Genomic DNA, 17,367 nt, shown 5'->3' with positions numbered 1-17,367 from the left:
GCTTACTCAAATAAAAATTGCTGGTTTACTTAAATGTATTTATCTTATTCTGTTCAATTTTCAAAGACCATTTCTTTTCTTACAACTTTCGCTGTAATCTCTAATCGTTTGCTGTCGTTTCTGACAGCTTATTTAGTATATCATCACTCGAATGCTCTGTCAACAACTTTTTTCAATTTCTTTTAAGTTATCTTTGTAACTTTCATCAATCAATTTGTTTTAAGTTGTTTACGCATCTCAGCGACGTGTTTTATCTTAACATCATTTTATTCACCTCAATACTATTAATTTGAGCAGAAATTCACATATATACTCATATTACACAATAATGCTTTATTTCTCTTCAATATATTCATATTGATACGCTAGACATAGTTGACTTTGTTTTTATATTCATATTTAGAAAATTTACGAAATAATATCCTTATGAATAAAGTATAGACTGCATCTATGTCTATATTCCTTTAATATTTATTATGTATAATAGTACCTGAAAATAATGCTTCGTCCGAACAAATTAACGAATACCTAATAAAGAAATCTATATTTTAATCTTTTAAAATCCAAAAGTTTTATATTTTTATACGCAAAAAAGCCTAAAGTAGAGATATGCTTAAATATCTTTTTCTACTTTAGGCTAAATAATTGGTGGCTCACCCGGGAATCGAACCCGGGACACCATGATTAAAAGTCATGTGCTCTACCGACTGAGCTAGTGAACCGTATATAATGGCTGAGATGGTAGGATTCGAACCTACGAATGATGGAGTCAGAATCCATGGCCTTACCACTTGGCGACATCCCAGTATGGGGTGAACGATGGGACTCGAACCCACGACAACCAGTGCCACAAACTGGCGCTCTACCAACTGAACTACGTTCACCATAATGATTATTTAACTTCTTAATCCTTATACAATAAAAGGATTAATTAACTAAAAATAAAACCATTTGCTTGTTTATTATATGTTATTACTTATGTAGTGTCAATATTAACATACAAAAATTATAATAAAATTTTACAATGAATTATAAATACCTTAATAATCTAATTCCTGCTTTAAAACTTTGCCTTTCTTAAACCTATCGAGTAATCCCATTTTATTTTCTCCTAACTAATTTTATAAAACTTATTTTTATTTTACTTCTTATATTAATACTAAGAAGCCTAAATTTAAATAATAACTTTTATTGTCAATTATAATTATCAATACAACTTTGCCATATAAAATTCATCCACATATTCACCATCAACCAGCATAGACTTCTTTTTTATACCTTCTACCTCAAATCCATTCTTTTCGTATAAATGTTTTGCAACTATATTAGGACACATTACTGTCAATTCAAGTCTTATAATTGAATTTTCTTTTGCCCACAGATCCAATTCAGAGAAAAATTTGCTTCCAATTCCTTTTCCACGTTGAAACTCACGAATCCCCACAACAATATATGCTGTGTGCTTAATTCTTTTTAAAATACCTCTTTGGGCAGAAAGAAACCCTACTATATTATTACCTTCCTCTGAAACTAATAGAAGATTACCTCCATTAATACTTTGCTGTATCATTCTTTCCACTCTACTAACATCATTATTTCTTTCATCAGGTTCTAACAACATATATTTAGTTTCTTTATCTAAAGCCAACAACATGCTTAATAAATTATTGGCATCTTCTAATTTAGCCTTACGAACAACCATTTAAAATCTTCTCCTTCTTTATTCGCAATAGTTTAAAACCATATTTTTAACTGTTCTAAATATTGTTTAGCAACTATTTTTTATAAACTTCTCTCCAATCTAAAAATTAATACAATCTAATTAACCAATCTTCACCTGATTTATTGCGTTCATACATAAATTCATTATAGTTATCTGAATCAAAAACTTCTATTAAATCCATAAAATCATCCACTAACTTACAATTGTTTAATGAGTTCCTATCAACCCATATCATTTCTCCTTCATCAGAAGAAACTAAAGTTCCTTCAAATTTATTAGTCTTAAACAACAATACAATATATCTTTCATCTTCATCTGTCTGAAATTGCTTTACTCCGCATAATTTAGGCTCACTTATCGTTAATCCAGTTTCTTCATATATTTCACGAATAACTGCTTCAACAAAAGATTCTTCTTTCTCTACATGTCCACCTGGAAATGTTAGTCCACACCAATCTTTTTTCACTCTATCTTGAAGTAGTATTTTATTACCATCATAAACCATACATAAAACTGTCACAATAGCCTTTTCACACCTGCTCATTTTTTGTCTCCTTATAATTTAATAAGTTTCTTTATATTTTTCTTCTTTTAATTCAATCAATTTTTTAATTCAGCTATTTCATTTTCCTTATCTACAATAATTCCTTAAATTTTATTCCTTGTTTTTTAAATCTTCAAATTCTACTTTTGAGACCCCTGATTTGAATATATCTAAAAAGACATATGATGCCTCCTTCTAATTTGTTTACTACTTCTAATTATATAATTACATATTTTTCTATTCAATAAAAAAGCACACTTTAAATTTTAAAAAAATCTTAGAATACTCAAAATTGAATATTTCTAAGATTTTTAATTTATGTTATTAATTATTCAAGATTAAAATTATTCACAGCCTCAAGATTCTTATCCACAAAATAATCAACAACATTATCAATTCCATAACAAATTTATTTTAGCTACCTCAAACATTTTATAATTTAATTTTATTCTAAAGTCTCTTTTATTTCTTCTATTGTTGGTTCGGAAGTTTTGATAATTCATAGAAATGCATAACTGAATTTTGTTGCTAAATTATCTCCTAAAATAAAAAAAGCCGTAGTACAACGTACTACGACCTTTGTGGCAGGGGCAGTAGGATTTGAACCCACAACCAATGGTTTTGGAGACCACTACTCTACCGTTGAGCCATACCCCTAAGACATTTAGTATCTTATCATAGAATAATATATTATGTCAAGGATTTATAACATTAAATTTCTATATTATACTCTTCTTCCATAAATTCAGTTATAACTACTGAATTATCATAAGTTTCACTAATTATATTAAATCATAGTAATTAACACAAGCTTATACAATATAATATGAATATTAAAGCTCTTACCAAAACTTATACAAACAGCATATTTTTATATAACATTATACAAAGTATTTTTAAATATTTCTTGTCTAAGTAGCCAGGTTATTCTATAATATAGTATAATACTTTGATAGTCAAAGTATTTTATTATCGAATTTTCTTGTGAAAGGATATATGTGAAATGAATTTTAATTCTCTTAAAATTGGAAATTTAGTTGCTCCTATTCCTATTATCCAAGGAGGTATGGGTATTGGTGTTTCAGCTTCTAATTTAGCTGCTGCTGTTGCAAAAGCTGGTGGTATTGGGATAATTTCTGCCGCACAACTTGGATATAAAGAAGATGATTTTGAAAAGAACACTTTAGAAGCAAATTTAAAAGCTTTAAAAAAGCATATTGAATTAGCAAAATCTAAAGCTGTTAATGGAATAATAGGAATTAATGCTATGGTTGCAACTAACAACTATGAAGAACATATAAGAGCTGCAATAGAAGCTGGTGTTGATTTAATAATATCTGGTGCTGGACTTCCTACAATGCTACCTAAAATAGTTAAGGGATCTTCTGTAAAAATTGCACCAATTGTTTCTTCTTTAAAGGCTGCAAAAGTAATATTAAAATTGTGGGATAAGCATGATAATGTTGCACCAGACCTTGTTGTTATTGAAGGACCAAAAGCTGGTGGTCATTTAGGTTTTAAAGCTGAAGAGCTAGAAAATGACAGTGTAGACTTCGATCAATCTGTTGTTGACATAATAAGTGAAACAAAAAAATATGCTGAAAAATACAATAAAGAAATTCCTGTAGTTGTTGCTGGAGGCGTTTTTGATGGATATGATATTGCTAAATATTTAAAATTAGGTGCAAATGGTGTTCAAATGGCAACAAGATTTGTGGCTACTGAAGAATGTGATGCATCTGATGAGTTCAAGAATGCTTATATTAATTGTTCCAAAGAAGATATCCAAATAGTAAAAAGCCCTGTAGGAATGCCAGGAAGAGCTATTAGCAATCCTTTTGTAAAAAAAGTTCATGCTACTGGTGAAAAAGTAACTCGTTGTTATAATTGTTTAACACCTTGTAATCCTGCTACCACTCCTTACTGCATAAGCAAAGCTTTAATAAATGCAGTAAATGGTAATATTGATGAAGGACTTATATTCTGTGGTGAAAATGCTAGTAAAATTACTAAAATCACAACAGTTCAAGAACTTATGGATGAATTAGTATCTGAATTAAAAAATGCTTAACATAAAAAAACAAATTGTCCACAGATTTACTTTAAATAAAGCAAATCTTGTGGACAATTTGTTTTCTATTTATATGCTACTACTTAAACTTCTATAATCTATGGATTAGTAATTGCATTCTTAGTAATTTTTTATTTATAAGCTATTACTTCAACTTCACATAAAACTGATTTAGGAAGCTCTTTTACAGCAACACATGAACGCGCTGGTTTGCTCACAAAGTATTTGGCATATACTTCATTGAATTTTGCAAAATCCCCCATATCGGCAATAAAGCATGTAGTCTTTATTACATTGTTAAAATCAATATTATTAGCTTCTAATATTGCAGAAAGATTCTTCATAACTTGTTCTGTCTGCTCTTCTATAGTTGTTCCTACCACTTCTCCTGTTACAGGGTCCAAAGCAATTTGCCCCGATGTAAATAATAAATCACCAAAACTCACTGCTTGAGAATATGGTCCAATAGCTGCTGGAGCCTTATCTGTTTTTGTTACTTTTAACATTTTTTATTCCTCCCCAAATCTGTGACATCCTTCTTATTTATACTATATTGATGCCTTAACTGCTAATTATTTTAATTTATTCAATTGTATCACCTTATCATTTCATATACAATTTTTTCTTAACCTTTAAACATATTGCAATTATCAATGTTCAATACTCAATGAATGTTGATTTCCTTTGTAAATCCTTGAATGCTGAGCTATTATTTTTTCAACATATATAAATCTTATTACAACTCAATTATTTTAATTTGCCTTCTTACTATCCATATATGTTGTATTAATTCGATTTCTTACTTATCAACATCTATTACTTATTTGTTTTCCTAATGCCACATTTGGGTGATTTAATATCTATAATTTGAGGTCTGTACCACTCTTTTTTTCAACTAATAAAGTCTCAATTAATTGGACAATTTGTGCTCCAGCTTCTACTGGCGGCATTCCATTTTTGTGTATATTGGATATTACAGTTCTTTGTGATTCTGGCTTTTTAGTACTTGCTTCATATGCCATATAACAACTCATGCTTTCTCCTGTAGCAAGACCTGGTCTTTCACCTATTAGTATTAAAGTTACTTTTGCATTTAATGCTTCACTTATTTTATCCATAGTAGCAACCCTTGCATATTTAACAAAAATAGGTGTTCCTATTTTATATCCTTTAGCCTTTGCTCCCTCCACTATCATTGGATAAATTTCTTTTATATTTGCAGTTATTGCAGGTGAACTTAATCCATCTCCAGCTATAATTTGTACATCTACATCATTTATACATTTTTCTTTTATAGCCTTTAAGGTTTCTTCTGAAAAACCTCTGCCAAGATCTGGTCTTGTTATATATTCTTCTTTATCTTTTACTAAAGTTTGAACCTTATAAAAGCCTAAATCCTCAACCACTTTTTCGTCCACATGAGACCAAACTGCATCCATTGCAACTGCATGATCAGCTCTAAGTCGTAAATAATCCCTTGTTTTATATCTTGAGCCAGCTCTTCCGATGCAAATTCTTGCTGAAGTTGACTGTTTTAAAATCATTAACCCTTTATAATCTATTGGATTATCTACTGAAACTTTAGTACTTAAATCAACAGCAGATATATCTTCTAACATATCCTTTTCCATAAGTTACACTCCCATATTTAGAAATATTGATGGATCTCCCGCCCTGCTTGTCAATATTCCATTTTTCATTATTCCAAGCTCTTCAAGTCTAGTTTCAAATTCTTTTATTGGTCTTTTATTAGTTACCTCTCTTAAAGTTGCAATATCATGATAACTTGAAGACTGATACATTAGCATTACATCGTCACCACCTGGTATTCCCATGAAATAATTACAGTTGGCTTGCGCAAGTAATATTGCCAAATTCTCTAAATCATTTTGATCTGCCTTCATATGATTTGTATAACAAACATCAACCCCCATAGAAAGTCCCGTTAATTTACCCATAAAATGATCTTCAAGACCTGCCCTTATAACCTGTGCTCCATCATAAAGATATTCAGGTCCTATAAATCCCACAACTGTATTAACCAAAAATGGATTATATTTTTTAGCAAACCCATAACATCTAGCTTCCATTGTAAGCTGGTCTGCTCCATTATTACCATCTGAAGATAGCTCCGAGCCTTGACCAGTTTCAAAATACATAAAATTTTCTCCCTTTGAAGCTTTTAATTCCTTCATCATAGCATATGCTTCATCTATAAGCTTCACATCTATACCAAAGCCTCTATTTGAAATTTCAGAGCCTGCTATACTTTGAAACATGACATCCATAGGAGCTCCTTTTTTTAACGCTTCCATTTGAGTTGTTACATGAGCTAACACACAATTCTGTGTTGGTATTTTAAACTTCTCCATAAATTCTCTAAAAGCTTTTAAAATCCTAGAAACACTATCAATAGTATCAACCGCTGGATTAAGACCTATTAATGCATCTCCTGCACCATAGCTTATTCCTTCCATAACTGATGCCATTATTCCCTCAATATTATCAGTTGGATGATTTGGCTGAAGTCTTGCTGAAAGTGTTCCAAGCTTTCCAATTGTAGTGTTACAAGTTGCTATATTAACAAGTTTTTTTGATGCGCATATAAGATCCATATTACTCATAAGTTTAGTTACCCCTGCAATAACTTCTGACGTTAATCCATCCCTTATAGCTTTTATTTCATCGCCACTTGAACTAAGAAGAAATTCCCTAAAATCTCCTATAGTCATACCCTTAATCCCATTATATATTTCTTCATTCACTCCATCTTGGATAACCCTAGTAACTTCATCTATATCATAATCTACAACTGGATTATTTCTTAAATCCCCAATAGTAAGCTCTGAAAGAACTACTTTAGCTGCAACCCTTTCTGCTGTTGACTCAGCTATAATTCCAGCTAGTCTATCCCCTGATTTTTCTTCATTTGCTTTTGCAAGAACTTCCTTTATATCTTTAAAATTATATACATTTCCAAAAAGGGTTGTTCTTAAAATCATATTTACCACTCCCTGTATTCAGTTATGAGTTTATGAGAATTGTAGAAGTTAATGTATTTTTTAATAGCTTATTTTATCACTGACTTCTACTTAACTCTTAAACTTATACTTATAACACTAAACAATTTCTCCATCAAGTTTTCCTTTAATTTCTTCTTCATTAGCTGTTTGTTGAATTTTCGAATATACAAAATAATAAGCTATTGCTAATATATAAGCCCCTGCTACCCATAATACAGTTGAAAAATTCGAAACAATTAATGCAATTAAAAATACAAAAGCTATTAAAAGTGCTATTGCTGGTACGATTGGGTATGCAACTTTAAATGGTCTATTAAGCTTTGGCTCTTTTCTTCTTAATATAAATAATGAAATCATACTTATAATATATAATGCAACTGCTCCAAAGGATGATATAACTATAATTACAGCAGTTTGACCTGTTAAGACAAAGATCATTCCTATTAAGCTCATTATAACGATAGCATGTGCTGGAGCTCCTTTAGAATTTGTATTTGATAGAAATTTAGGTAAATATCCAGATCTAGACATTGCAAAAGCCTGTCTTGAATAACCAATTATAATTCCATGTAAACTTGCTACAAGTCCAAATAATCCAATAAAACTCATTCCATTCGATATTAGACCATCTCCATATACTCTTTGTAAGGCATCTGGTAATGGTGAGCCTGATGCAGCTAAAGTACTAAGATCTGAAATTCCAACTACAACAAAGAATGTCCCAAGAGCTAATATAACAAGAGTAACAATTCCTAAAATAAAGCCTTTTGGAACATCCTTTTTAGGATTTGCACATTCTTCAGCAGACATAGCTCCACCTTCAACAGCTAAATAAAACCAAATTGCAAAAGGTATTGCACCAAAGATTCCATTAAAACCACCCTTAAAAATATCTCCTCCAAAAATGTTACTCATTTCAATATGAGGTGCACCTGCTCCCATAAATAAAATTAATCCACCTATTGCAACTATAGTAACAATAAGTTCTACCTTAGCAGCTGCTTCAATACCAAAACAATTTATAAGCACAAATATTGCATATGCTACTAAAGCTGCTGCAACAGCTGGAACTGCTGGTATTAAAAAGTTAATATATGCTCCTATTGATATTGCTATTGCTGGTGTTGCAAACAAAAATTCTACTAAACATGAAAATCCAGCAATAAATCCACCAAACTTGCCAAGTGATCTGGAAGCATATTCTGAAGCTCCCCCAGCATGAGGAATTGCAGTAGAAAGCTCCGCATAGCTAAACATAAATGTAGTATAAAAAACTGTAACAATTAAAATTGCTATAATAAATCCAACTGGGCTTGTAAAATCTAAAGCATTATTCCACCCACAATACATTCCTGATATAACCATTCCAACTATTATGCTCCAAAGTTGTATTGGTTTAAGTGTCTTTTTTAATTCATTATTCATTTTAACCACTCCCTCAATTCAGTTAACAGTTAACAATTTACAGTTCACAGTTGGATAAAATTTCATCATCCCTTACAACTTGCATAGCTTCACATTTACAGTTTGCTATTTACAGCTTACAGATTATAAAATTTATTTAGAAAATAATAGCTTAGACACTGGTAACATTGTATAATTGCTAACTGTCATTACAATATATATAATTAATTTAAGATTTTCTTATTTTTAGGTAACTATTATAGAAATATAGGACTTTAAGTGCTATATATTAGAGTCTTTATAACTACTGGGATTGCATCTCCTATTGGCAGGCCAATGTCAATATAATCACCATTGCTTGTTGATATCTTGTCTATACATATAACTTCTCTTTTTTCTTCTAAATTTAGAGAAATTATTTGTCCTAAAGCTTTTGCAAAATCATTTTCTAAAACTACAATTATTGGTCCTTTAATTTTTTTGAATAATTTAATTATCTCCTGACCAATTAATTTAATTTCTTCATAAGTTGGACTTTTAGGGCCTTTAAGTGAAACTGCAATTGGTATATCTCCATACATATCAAGTTTTTTCATGCCTTGAACATATATATCATTTAAGTTTTCATTCTCATAAAAAGGTTTTAGTATAGGTATATTTTTTAATGGAAGCACCGATTTATCAAAGGCTATTGTACTACCGCTTATAGTTAAAGAATGGTTTCCTGCTCCAATTACAGTTGCCCTTATTTTCTCCTTTGGAGCTAGTAACATTTCCTTGTGCTCTTCAAACATCTCACTTATAGAATTCCCCAAAAGTTGTCCTATATCGTTGTGTTTTGTTATTTCATTTAAACTAATATTCTCATTAATTTTCCCTACGTATTCTCCAACTCCCCCTGAAAAACTTATATAGTCAACCTCAATCCCTTCAAACCCATCACTTATAAATAACTTTTTTGTGCTTTGGTTAATTTCTTTCAAACAACATACTTCCAATAAACTTTCTGCTAGCTTTCCACATATGAGCTTTAAAGCTTCTAGTTCTGGCTTCTCTCCAAGCTGCAAGTTTATATCAAGGCTTTTTATTAGAAATTGAATTCTATTAGAAATATAAATAATTTGACCCTCATCATTAAACTTTATAAGTCGTCCTCCAATATCTAACGCAAAAGTCTGCTCACATTCACCACAATTGAAAATAGCTACGTTAGTTGTTCCTCCTCCAATATCAAGGTTCATTATTCTTCTATTAAGCTTCCTTGATATATCTGAAGCACCTGAACCAAAACCTGCAAGTAAGGCTTCAAGCTTAGGACCTGCTGTTGCTACTACAAAATCTCCTAAATACTCTGAAAGATTATTAGATACTTCCATTGCATTTTCTTTTCTTGCAGTTTCTCCTGTTATAATAACTGCTCCTGTAGATATTTTTTCTTTTTCTACTACACTTAACTTTATAGCGTCGGATACAATATCTTTAACCTTTATAAAATCTATAGTTGTTTCATTGCAAAGTGGAGTAAATACAATAGGACTCCTATATATTATTTCTTTCCCTTCTATTACTGTTTCCTTAATCAGCGAAGAACCTAAAATTTTTTTAATCTTTAATTTGCTAACTATAACTTCAGTTGTTGAAGTTCCAATATCAACACCTATACTATATATTTCATCATTTAATATATATCCCCACCCCCCGAAAATAAAAAAAGAAACAATGGGCCAAAATACTATTTATTTGACACCATTGTCCTATTCATCTACTTTTAATTAAATTGCATTCAATAAATACACACATTAACTAATTATTTATTGATTTTTATTTATATGAATTTCGCCCTAACACTTTCGTGATCAATACCCATTAATAATCAGAACATATATGTCCCTTAGGATTATTAAATATCATTCTAGTCATAAATTCACATAATAAAATAAGTATAAAAAAATAGCACTTAAAGAATTGCTTCTTTAAACGCCATTGTTTAATCAATATTGAAATTATATAGTTGTTTCATATCTATGTCAATAAGGATATCCATATACTTAATTATATAAAGCTGAATAGAATTCCACTTAATTTTAATTAAATTATTACTCCAAAATTTTAAATTTAAAAGTATTCAAAATTCATCTTCAATATAGCTATAATCATATATTGTTTCTTATAACAAAAAAGTTATAGCATATAAACACTATAACTTTAATCTTCTTGGCAGGGGCACTAGGATTTGAACCCAGAACCAATGGTTTTGGAGACCACTACTCTACCGTTGAGCCATACCCCTTCGAGACAATAACCATTATATAATACATTTATAAATAAAGCAACACTTTTTTTCTTATGCCACTTTACCTGTAGAATTAACCGTTCCATTCTCTTTTAATGGGGCCCATTTTGATAATTCTTTTATATTATACAAAATCAAATCATCGAAAGACATATCTCCATAATATTTCCATAAATTCACTGTATTGTATCCTGATAAATTCAATTTAGTTCCTGCTTCTCCATCAACTATTATTATAACCTTTTTAGCATCTAAATTATTAAGCTTAATAAAATCAGCTATTTCGTGATTATCAAGCTGAATAGTATTTAAATTTAATGCTTTAGTTAAATAATCAAAATCATTATTTAACGTTATAAATTTATAGTCACTAAGTGATTTAATTTTATCATTATATATCTTTATCTTATTATCAAATTCTTTTATGGCTTCATTATAATTTTCTTCATAATAATCTCTATTTTGGGGATCTCTATCTTGAATCGCTGATTTTACATTACATAATGCAATTTTATATTCACTAATTCCCTCAAAATAATAAGGATTTTCTTTATTACTATTATTTTGTGAATAATTCAGTAATCTTATGCCTCTAGATAAATTTATTATTCCTAAATCTCCTTTTTTCAATTCATCAATTAAAGAATTGCTCCAAGGTTCAAATGAAGTGCCGGAATATATAAATAAGTCCATATTGGATATATTATTTAAAACATCTTCATTATACTTAAACTCACTAATATCTTTTTCATTAGTAAGCATATATTCAACATTATTTTTATCTTTCACAATTTTTTTAACCATATCATATTGAGGTTTATTAACCGTTAGTATGTTTAAAAAATCTCCCCTATTTTCAGTTTTATGACTCTCTGTATTTGCTAATAACGGGTCTGAAAATAAATTCATGCCAAAAGACAATGCAATAGTTATTATTACCATTGCAAAGGTAATCTTTTTCAAAGTATGCCACCTCCAAGTTTAATAACACATATTACTTTTCATGAATTCGGTAAATTAATTTCTGGATATACTTATGTTCATTATACCAATTAATTTATAATAAATATATAAAAATTTATTACTTTTCTTATATTATATAAAACTCACATTAAATATAAGCCTATTTTATAATAATATTTTAGTATTCGTTTAATTAATTTGATTTTATTCTGTTTTGATATAAAATATAAGGATGGGAATTATAATTTAAACTCTCATTAAAGGAGGATTTTCATGGAATTCGAAGTTTATAATGTAGATAGTACTACTCAATTAGGAATAAATTTAGGTAAATTGCTACAAGCTGGTGATATAATTTGTTTAACTGGAGATTTAGGTGCTGGCAAGACACATATTACTAAAGGAATTGCCCTTGGTTTAGGAATAAATGATAATATAACAAGTCCAACTTTTACAATTGTTAATGAATATGAAGGTGGTAGGCTCAAACTTAACCATTTTGATGTTTATCGAGTAAGCGATCCTGATGAAATATATGCAATTGGATTTGATGACTACATATTTTCAGATGCAGTGTCTATTATAGAATGGGCAAATTACATTGAAGAAATTTTACCTCAAGATTTACTTCATATAAGCATAAAGAAAGACCTTGAAAAAGGTGAAGATTACAGAAAAATAATATTAACTCCTTATGGAGATCGATATAACTATATAAAGGAGCTTTAAAATATGATTATACTTGCTATTGATTCATCTTCAAAAGTAGCAACTGTTGCTTTAATGAAGAATCATAAATTACTTGGAGAAATTACTTTAAATGATAAAAAAGAACATTCAGTTATACTAATGAATATAATTGATAATTTACTAAAACTTAATAACCTAACTATTGATGATATTGATGGCTATGTAGTTTCTAAAGGCCCTGGATCTTTCACTGGTCTTAGAATAGGCATGGCTACTATAAAGGGACTTAGCTTTGGAAGCAATAAGCCATATGTAAGTATATCTAGTTTAGATGCCCTAGCTCTTAGCGCTTCTAATTTTGATGGAATAATTTGTCCTATAATGGATGCTTTAAGAAATAGTGTTTATACTTCGTTATATAAAGGACATCCAAGCTTAGTTGCCTCTGAAATACCAGTAACTTTAGAAAGATTATTAGATTTTTCAGCCTTAGATATTGATGAACTTATAGAAATAATAAAATCTAAAAATGAAAAAGTCATCTTCATAGGTGATGGCGTAGATAAATACAAAGACTATTTAATTGAACACTGTCCAAATTGCTATTTTCCACCTAATCACCTTAATTTAGTTCGTGCTTCTGCTTTAGGCGAAATTGGATATTCACTAATAGAAAATGGTGAATTCGATGATCCAAACTCCACTCCATTTTATTTAAAAAAGCCTCAAGCAGAAAGAGAATATGAGCAAAGGATGAAATAGCAATGTGCATAACTATTGATTTAATGAAAGAAGAAGATATTGACGGACTTTTAGCCGTAAGTTCACTGAGTTTTTCTGATTCCTGGAGCAAAGCTTCTTATATTCAAGAACTATCTAACCCTGTGGCTAAATATTTCATTGCAAAAACTGATAATAAAGTTGTAGGTTTTGCTGGAACTTGGATTGTTTTAGATGAAGGTCATATAACAAATATAGCAGTACATCCTGATTTTAGAGGCAAAGGCATAGCTTCTAAGCTTCTAGTAGAACTAATTAATTATTGCAATAATCATGGTTGCACCGCTTATACCCTTGAAGTGAGAAGTGGTAACAAAGCTGCTAGAGGTCTTTATGAAAAATATAATTTTAAAGAAGCTGGTATTAGAAAAGGTTATTATGAGGACAATAAAGAAGATGCTGTATTAATGTGGTTAAAAGAATAGCCGGTATTAACTTAAATAGGTAAACATATAACTTTATTTTCCTATTTATTTAATTTTGAATATAATAAAATAATTTCTACAATATATAGTGCAAGGGACTATCAAATGTCAACAACATTTTGATAGTCCCTTATACTTAAATAAATTCTTTTATAATATGTAATCTTAAAGATTATTTTTTATTATTGTTTTTCAAAGTCTGAAGTTGGTACTCCACATAATGGGCAAACCCAATCTCCTGGAAGATCCTCAAATTTTGTTCCTGGTGCTACTCCATTATCTGGATCACCTACTGCCTCATCATAGATATAACCACATACTGTACAAATATACTTTTCCATAATACACCCTCCTCAATTTCATTTATTAATAACCAACTTATATACCTTAGCTTCTAAATTTTCACTTAGAATACTATATTTATATATTATCAAATTTTTTTCTATTAGGCAATAATAATTATTAATAAACATTTGTAATTCTAAATTTCTAACATGAAAAAACCGATTCGAAATAATCAAATTATTATTTCAAATCAGCTATTTGCTTAAATAAATGTTAATACTATATCTAGACTAATTTGTTGTTCTCTCTGGGCTTCCAAAATTTGATTCTGCTTTGAAAATTGCTACTGATAACTTTTTATATAATATATAAGTTACAACTGAAGTTGCAACAGCCTTTATCCCATTAATCGGTAACAATCCAAATGTAATATAATTCATAAGCATTGTATTATCCATTGTCATATGATAAGCAGGTAATAATATATATATATTTGATAAAATTCCTACTATTTGGATACAAACTGCACCTAAAATCATTCCAAGTATTGCATTTTTTCTGTTTTTCTTTCTATAATATAACAACCCTGCTGGTACCACTAATGCAGATCCCATCAAGAAATTAGCAAGTTCTCCAACGAAGCCCGTACCTGTTCCTTTTATAACTAAAATCAATACATTTTTTAATAATTCTATAATTATTCCTGCTACAGGACCAAATCCAAAAGCTCCTAACATCGCTGGAACATCACTAAAATCAAATTGTAACCATGTAAAAGCTGGTATTATTGGAAATTCGATATACCTAAGTATAATTGCTATTGCTGATAATAAAGAGATTTTTACTAATTTGCTTGTTTTTTCATTCATTTTTATGCCTCCCTAAAGTTTATCTTCCTTGGGTAGCTTATTAGTGATTTTGCTCTCAATGCTTAATAATTTAATATAGTTTCTTTTTCATTAATAAACATAAAAAGCCCTGATGTAAAATACATCAGGGCGTATAATCAAAAACATTGAAAACAAAGTTTCTAATAGGTTACCTTCTTTCATCCAGACTATACTGTCGGCCTCGGAGTTACACCGAATCTGCTTAAATTAAGCTCGCGGGCTATACCGCCGGTAGGGATTCACACCCTGCCCTGAAGATATATATTTTTTATTTTCTTAATTATATACCATTATAATATAGTTTTCAATATATATTTAAATTTTGTTTTTGATTATTATAAAATTCAGCTTTAAATCATAACTGTTAATAAATTTTCTTTATAGTTAACAGAATTTTTATCTGTTTCAATAATATCTAAATAATTAGCTGAATTAGTAACAATTACAGGAGTTATTACTGAGTATCCTTCTTCTTTTATAGCATTAATATCAAATTCTAATAACACATCTCCTGCTTTAACTATATCACCTTGTTTTGCTTTAGGAGTAAAATGCTTTCCTTCTAATTGAACAGTATCCATTCCTATATGAATCAGTATTTCAGCTCCATTATCACTTGTAATTCCTAATGCATGACCTGTTGGGAAGAAGGTTGTTAATACACCATCTACAGGAGCAACCACTCTACCTTCTGAAGGTTCTATAGCTATCCCTTTTCCAAGTGCACCTGATGAAAATGCTTCGTCTTTTACTTCTGATAAAGGCTTAATTTCACCTTTTAATGGACTAATTAATATTTCTTGTTTTACTAATGGACTTTCTGCACTATTTTCTTCTGTTGACTCTTCATCTTCTTCAAGTTTAGTAAATAGCATTAATACAAAACCTATAACTAATCCTACTACCATTGCTATAGCCATTCCATAAAATCCTTTATCCATTCCATTTGGACCTATATAACTTGGAAGAGCAAATATCCCCATTCCACCTATCATATATCCTTTTGATCCAAAGAAACCTATAACAGCACCACCTATAGATGCTCCAATACAACTTAATACAAATGGTTTTTTACGTGGTAATGTTATACCATAAATTGCTGGTTCTGTAACACCAAAAATACCTGAAACAAAAGCTGGAATTGCTATTGATCTTAATTTCTTGTTTTTAGTTTTTAATAATATTGCTCCAACAACTCCTGTTTGTGCAAAGGATGCTGCTATTGAAAGAGCTAAAACTGAATCATAACCCAATGTTGATAAATTATTTATAGCTATAGGAACTAATCCCCAATGTAATCCAAAGATAACAAATACTTGCCAGAAAGCACCAATAAATAATCCTGCTGCAATAGGACTAAAGTTATATATAGCTGCTGTAATAGCACCAAGCAATTTACCTGCCCATGTTGAAATTGGTCCTATTGCTAAGAATGTTAAAGGAACTACTACTAACAATGTACAAAATGGTACCAAGAATGTTTTTACAACATCTGGAATAATCTTTTTGAAGAATTTTTCAACCTTTGAAGCTACAAACATCGCTACTATTATTGGAATAACTGTTGATGAATAATCCATTAATATAACTGGAATTCCTAAAAATGTAGTACTTACTGAAGATTCAAACATTGTACCACTTAAAACCTTAAATAAAGGTTGTGCAGCAGTTAATGCCATAATCTTTGGATAAACCATAGATGCTCCTATTGCCATACCAGTGAATTCATTTACCTTAAACTTCTTAGCTGCTGTATATCCTAAGAATATTGGAAAGAAGTAAAATAAACTATCTCCTATTCCATTTAAAATTATATACGTTCCATCCTTATCTGAAATTGCATGTATTGCTAATAATAATGCATTAAGGCCTTTTATCATACCAGTTGCACACAAAACTCCAAGAGTTGGAGCGAAAACTCCTGATATCATATCTATAAATCTATTAAATAAACTTATCTTTTCAGTTGATCCTTCTTCTGAATCTGATGCTGCTGAAAATCCACCAACTGCCATTACATCTGCGAATACATCTGGTACATGATTACCAATAACTACTTGATATTGTCCACCACTTTTTACAACAGTAACAACACCATCCATTTTCTTTAACACTTCTGTATTAGCTTTATTCTCATCCTTTAATTTAAAACGTAAACGCGTAACACAATGAGTTAAGCTATTAACATTTTCTTTACCACCGACATTTTTTATTATGTCTTTTGCTAATTGTTCATACTTCATAATATCTATCTCCTTATTAATTAATTTTTTATA

The 17,367-nt window shown here is 29.8% G+C and carries 15 protein-coding genes, 5 tRNA genes and 1 riboswitch; of the genes, 4 read left to right on the top strand and 16 right to left on the bottom strand.

The window, feature by feature from the left end; translation table 11 throughout:
• Positions 1-646: 646 nt before the first annotated feature.
• The 6 genes from L3B98_RS23300 to L3B98_RS23275 form a co-directional block, all read right to left on the bottom strand.
• Positions 647-722, bottom strand: a tRNA-Lys gene (locus tag L3B98_RS23300).
• A gap of 8 nt (positions 723-730) precedes the next feature.
• Positions 731-805: transfer RNA gene (locus L3B98_RS23295), tRNA-Gln, on the bottom strand.
• 3 nt (positions 806-808) lie between these two features.
• A tRNA-His gene (locus L3B98_RS23290) sits at positions 809-884 on the bottom strand.
• Positions 885-1,207: 323 nt separating this feature from the next.
• Entirely contained in the window at positions 1,208-1,702 is a 495-nt protein-coding gene (locus tag L3B98_RS23285) for a GNAT family N-acetyltransferase (RefSeq protein ID WP_238918424.1), read from the bottom strand.
• Between the two features lie 106 nt (positions 1,703-1,808).
• Positions 1,809-2,267 carry an 8-oxo-dGTP diphosphatase gene (locus L3B98_RS23280; RefSeq protein ID WP_238918423.1) on the bottom strand — a complete coding sequence of 153 codons (459 nt, stop codon included), beginning with the start codon at positions 2,265-2,267 and terminating at the stop codon, positions 1,809-1,811.
• Positions 2,268-2,849: 582 nt separating this feature from the next.
• Positions 2,850-2,924, bottom strand: a tRNA-Trp gene (locus L3B98_RS23275).
• A gap of 346 nt (positions 2,925-3,270) precedes the next feature.
• Here L3B98_RS23275 and L3B98_RS23270 point away from each other — a divergent pair.
• Positions 3,271-4,338 carry a nitronate monooxygenase family protein gene (locus tag L3B98_RS23270; protein WP_238918422.1) on the top strand — a complete coding sequence of 356 codons (1,068 nt, stop codon included), beginning with the start codon at positions 3,271-3,273 and terminating at the stop codon, positions 4,336-4,338.
• Between the two features lie 131 nt (positions 4,339-4,469).
• On the opposite strand, the gene L3B98_RS23265 is transcribed toward L3B98_RS23270, so the two are convergent.
• The 7 genes from L3B98_RS23265 to L3B98_RS23235 form a co-directional block, all read right to left on the bottom strand.
• Positions 4,470-4,844 carry a RidA family protein gene (locus L3B98_RS23265; RefSeq protein WP_015390836.1) on the bottom strand — a complete coding sequence of 125 codons (375 nt, stop codon included), beginning with the start codon at positions 4,842-4,844 and terminating at the stop codon, positions 4,470-4,472.
• A gap of 354 nt (positions 4,845-5,198) precedes the next feature.
• Positions 5,199-5,969 (bottom strand): ethanolamine ammonia-lyase subunit EutC, encoded by a 771-nt coding sequence (gene eutC, locus L3B98_RS23260; RefSeq protein WP_275298485.1) that lies wholly within the window; start codon positions 5,967-5,969, stop codon positions 5,199-5,201.
• Positions 5,970-5,972: 3 nt separating this feature from the next.
• Positions 5,973-7,340 (bottom strand): ethanolamine ammonia-lyase subunit EutB, encoded by a 1,368-nt coding sequence (locus L3B98_RS23255; protein WP_238918421.1) that lies wholly within the window; start codon positions 7,338-7,340, stop codon positions 5,973-5,975.
• A 117-nt stretch (positions 7,341-7,457) separates the two neighbouring features.
• On the bottom strand, positions 7,458-8,786 hold the full coding sequence (eat, locus tag L3B98_RS23250) for an ethanolamine permease (protein ID WP_238918420.1): 1,329 nt from the start codon (positions 8,784-8,786) through the stop codon (positions 7,458-7,460).
• 254 nt (positions 8,787-9,040) lie between these two features.
• Positions 9,041-10,435 (bottom strand): ethanolamine ammonia-lyase reactivating factor EutA, encoded by a 1,395-nt coding sequence (locus L3B98_RS23245; protein WP_343073706.1) that lies wholly within the window; start codon positions 10,433-10,435, stop codon positions 9,041-9,043.
• Between the two features lie 545 nt (positions 10,436-10,980).
• A tRNA-Trp gene (locus L3B98_RS23240) sits at positions 10,981-11,055 on the bottom strand.
• A 54-nt stretch (positions 11,056-11,109) separates the two neighbouring features.
• Positions 11,110-12,021: a zinc ABC transporter substrate-binding protein gene (locus tag L3B98_RS23235; RefSeq protein ID WP_015390831.1), complete on the bottom strand. Its 912-nt coding sequence runs from the start codon at positions 12,019-12,021 to the stop codon at positions 11,110-11,112.
• Between the two features lie 273 nt (positions 12,022-12,294).
• On the opposite strand from L3B98_RS23235, the gene tsaE reads away from it, so the two are divergent.
• From tsaE to rimI, 3 genes are read left to right on the top strand one after another with little or no spacing between them, the layout of a single operon-like run.
• A complete protein-coding gene (gene tsaE, locus L3B98_RS23230) occupies positions 12,295-12,750 on the top strand; it encodes a tRNA (adenosine(37)-N6)-threonylcarbamoyltransferase complex ATPase subunit type 1 TsaE (protein ID WP_015390830.1) in 456 nt (151 codons plus the stop codon).
• Between the two features lie 3 nt (positions 12,751-12,753).
• A complete protein-coding gene (tsaB, locus tag L3B98_RS23225) occupies positions 12,754-13,473 on the top strand; it encodes a tRNA (adenosine(37)-N6)-threonylcarbamoyltransferase complex dimerization subunit type 1 TsaB (protein WP_015390829.1) in 720 nt (239 codons plus the stop codon).
• Positions 13,474-13,475: 2 nt separating this feature from the next.
• A complete protein-coding gene (gene rimI, locus L3B98_RS23220; RefSeq protein ID WP_015390828.1) occupies positions 13,476-13,916 on the top strand; it encodes a ribosomal protein S18-alanine N-acetyltransferase in 441 nt (146 codons plus the stop codon).
• Between the two features lie 182 nt (positions 13,917-14,098).
• Here rimI and rd read toward each other — a convergent pair whose 3' ends face one another.
• The 3 genes from rd to L3B98_RS23205 form a co-directional block, all read right to left on the bottom strand.
• Positions 14,099-14,257, bottom strand: coding sequence for a rubredoxin (gene rd / locus L3B98_RS23215; protein WP_015390827.1), 159 nt, complete (start codon positions 14,255-14,257; stop codon positions 14,099-14,101).
• A gap of 234 nt (positions 14,258-14,491) precedes the next feature.
• Positions 14,492-15,070, bottom strand: coding sequence for an ECF transporter S component (locus L3B98_RS23210; protein ID WP_238918419.1), 579 nt, complete (start codon positions 15,068-15,070; stop codon positions 14,492-14,494).
• A 167-nt stretch (positions 15,071-15,237) separates the two neighbouring features.
• Positions 15,238-15,354, bottom strand: a riboswitch (FMN riboswitch).
• Positions 15,355-15,441: 87 nt separating this feature from the next.
• Positions 15,442-17,334 carry a beta-glucoside-specific PTS transporter subunit IIABC gene (locus L3B98_RS23205; RefSeq protein ID WP_238918418.1) on the bottom strand — a complete coding sequence of 631 codons (1,893 nt, stop codon included), beginning with the start codon at positions 17,332-17,334 and terminating at the stop codon, positions 15,442-15,444.
• Positions 17,335-17,367: the final 33 nt, after the last annotated feature.

The organism is Clostridium sp. YIM B02555 (genome assembly GCF_022320955.1).
GTDB lineage: Bacteria > Bacillota > Clostridia > Clostridiales > Clostridiaceae > Clostridium > Clostridium saccharoperbutylacetonicum.
This window is presented reverse-complemented; position numbering and strand designations above follow the sequence as displayed.

What these genes read in the sequence shown, in the direction of transcription:
- L3B98_RS23285 (WP_238918424.1), bottom strand. Translation starts at nt 1,702, where the DNA reads ATGGTTGTTCGTAAGGCTAAATTAGAAGATGCCAATAATTTATTAAGC.
- rd (WP_015390827.1), bottom strand. Translation starts at nt 14,257, where the DNA reads ATGGAAAAGTATATTTGTACAGTATGTGGTTATATCTATGATGAGGCA.
- L3B98_RS23280 (WP_238918423.1), bottom strand. Translation starts at nt 2,267, where the DNA reads ATGAGCAGGTGTGAAAAGGCTATTGTGACAGTTTTATGTATGGTTTAT.
- L3B98_RS23205 (WP_238918418.1), bottom strand. Translation starts at nt 17,334, where the DNA reads ATGAAGTATGAACAATTAGCAAAAGACATAATAAAAAATGTCGGTGGT.
- eutC (WP_275298485.1), bottom strand. Translation starts at nt 5,969, where the DNA reads ATGGAAAAGGATATGTTAGAAGATATATCTGCTGTTGATTTAAGTACT.
- eat (WP_238918420.1), bottom strand. Translation starts at nt 8,786, where the DNA reads ATGAATAATGAATTAAAAAAGACACTTAAACCAATACAACTTTGGAGC.
- L3B98_RS23255 (WP_238918421.1), bottom strand. Translation starts at nt 7,340, where the DNA reads ATGATTTTAAGAACAACCCTTTTTGGAAATGTATATAATTTTAAAGAT.
- L3B98_RS23270 (WP_238918422.1), top strand. Translation starts at nt 3,271, where the DNA reads ATGAATTTTAATTCTCTTAAAATTGGAAATTTAGTTGCTCCTATTCCT.
- L3B98_RS23210 (WP_238918419.1), bottom strand. Translation starts at nt 15,070, where the DNA reads ATGAATGAAAAAACAAGCAAATTAGTAAAAATCTCTTTATTATCAGCA.
- tsaE (WP_015390830.1), top strand. Translation starts at nt 12,295, where the DNA reads ATGGAATTCGAAGTTTATAATGTAGATAGTACTACTCAATTAGGAATA.
- L3B98_RS23265 (WP_015390836.1), bottom strand. Translation starts at nt 4,844, where the DNA reads ATGTTAAAAGTAACAAAAACAGATAAGGCTCCAGCAGCTATTGGACCA.
- rimI (WP_015390828.1), top strand. Translation starts at nt 13,476, where the DNA reads ATGTGCATAACTATTGATTTAATGAAAGAAGAAGATATTGACGGACTT.
- tsaB (WP_015390829.1), top strand. Translation starts at nt 12,754, where the DNA reads ATGATTATACTTGCTATTGATTCATCTTCAAAAGTAGCAACTGTTGCT.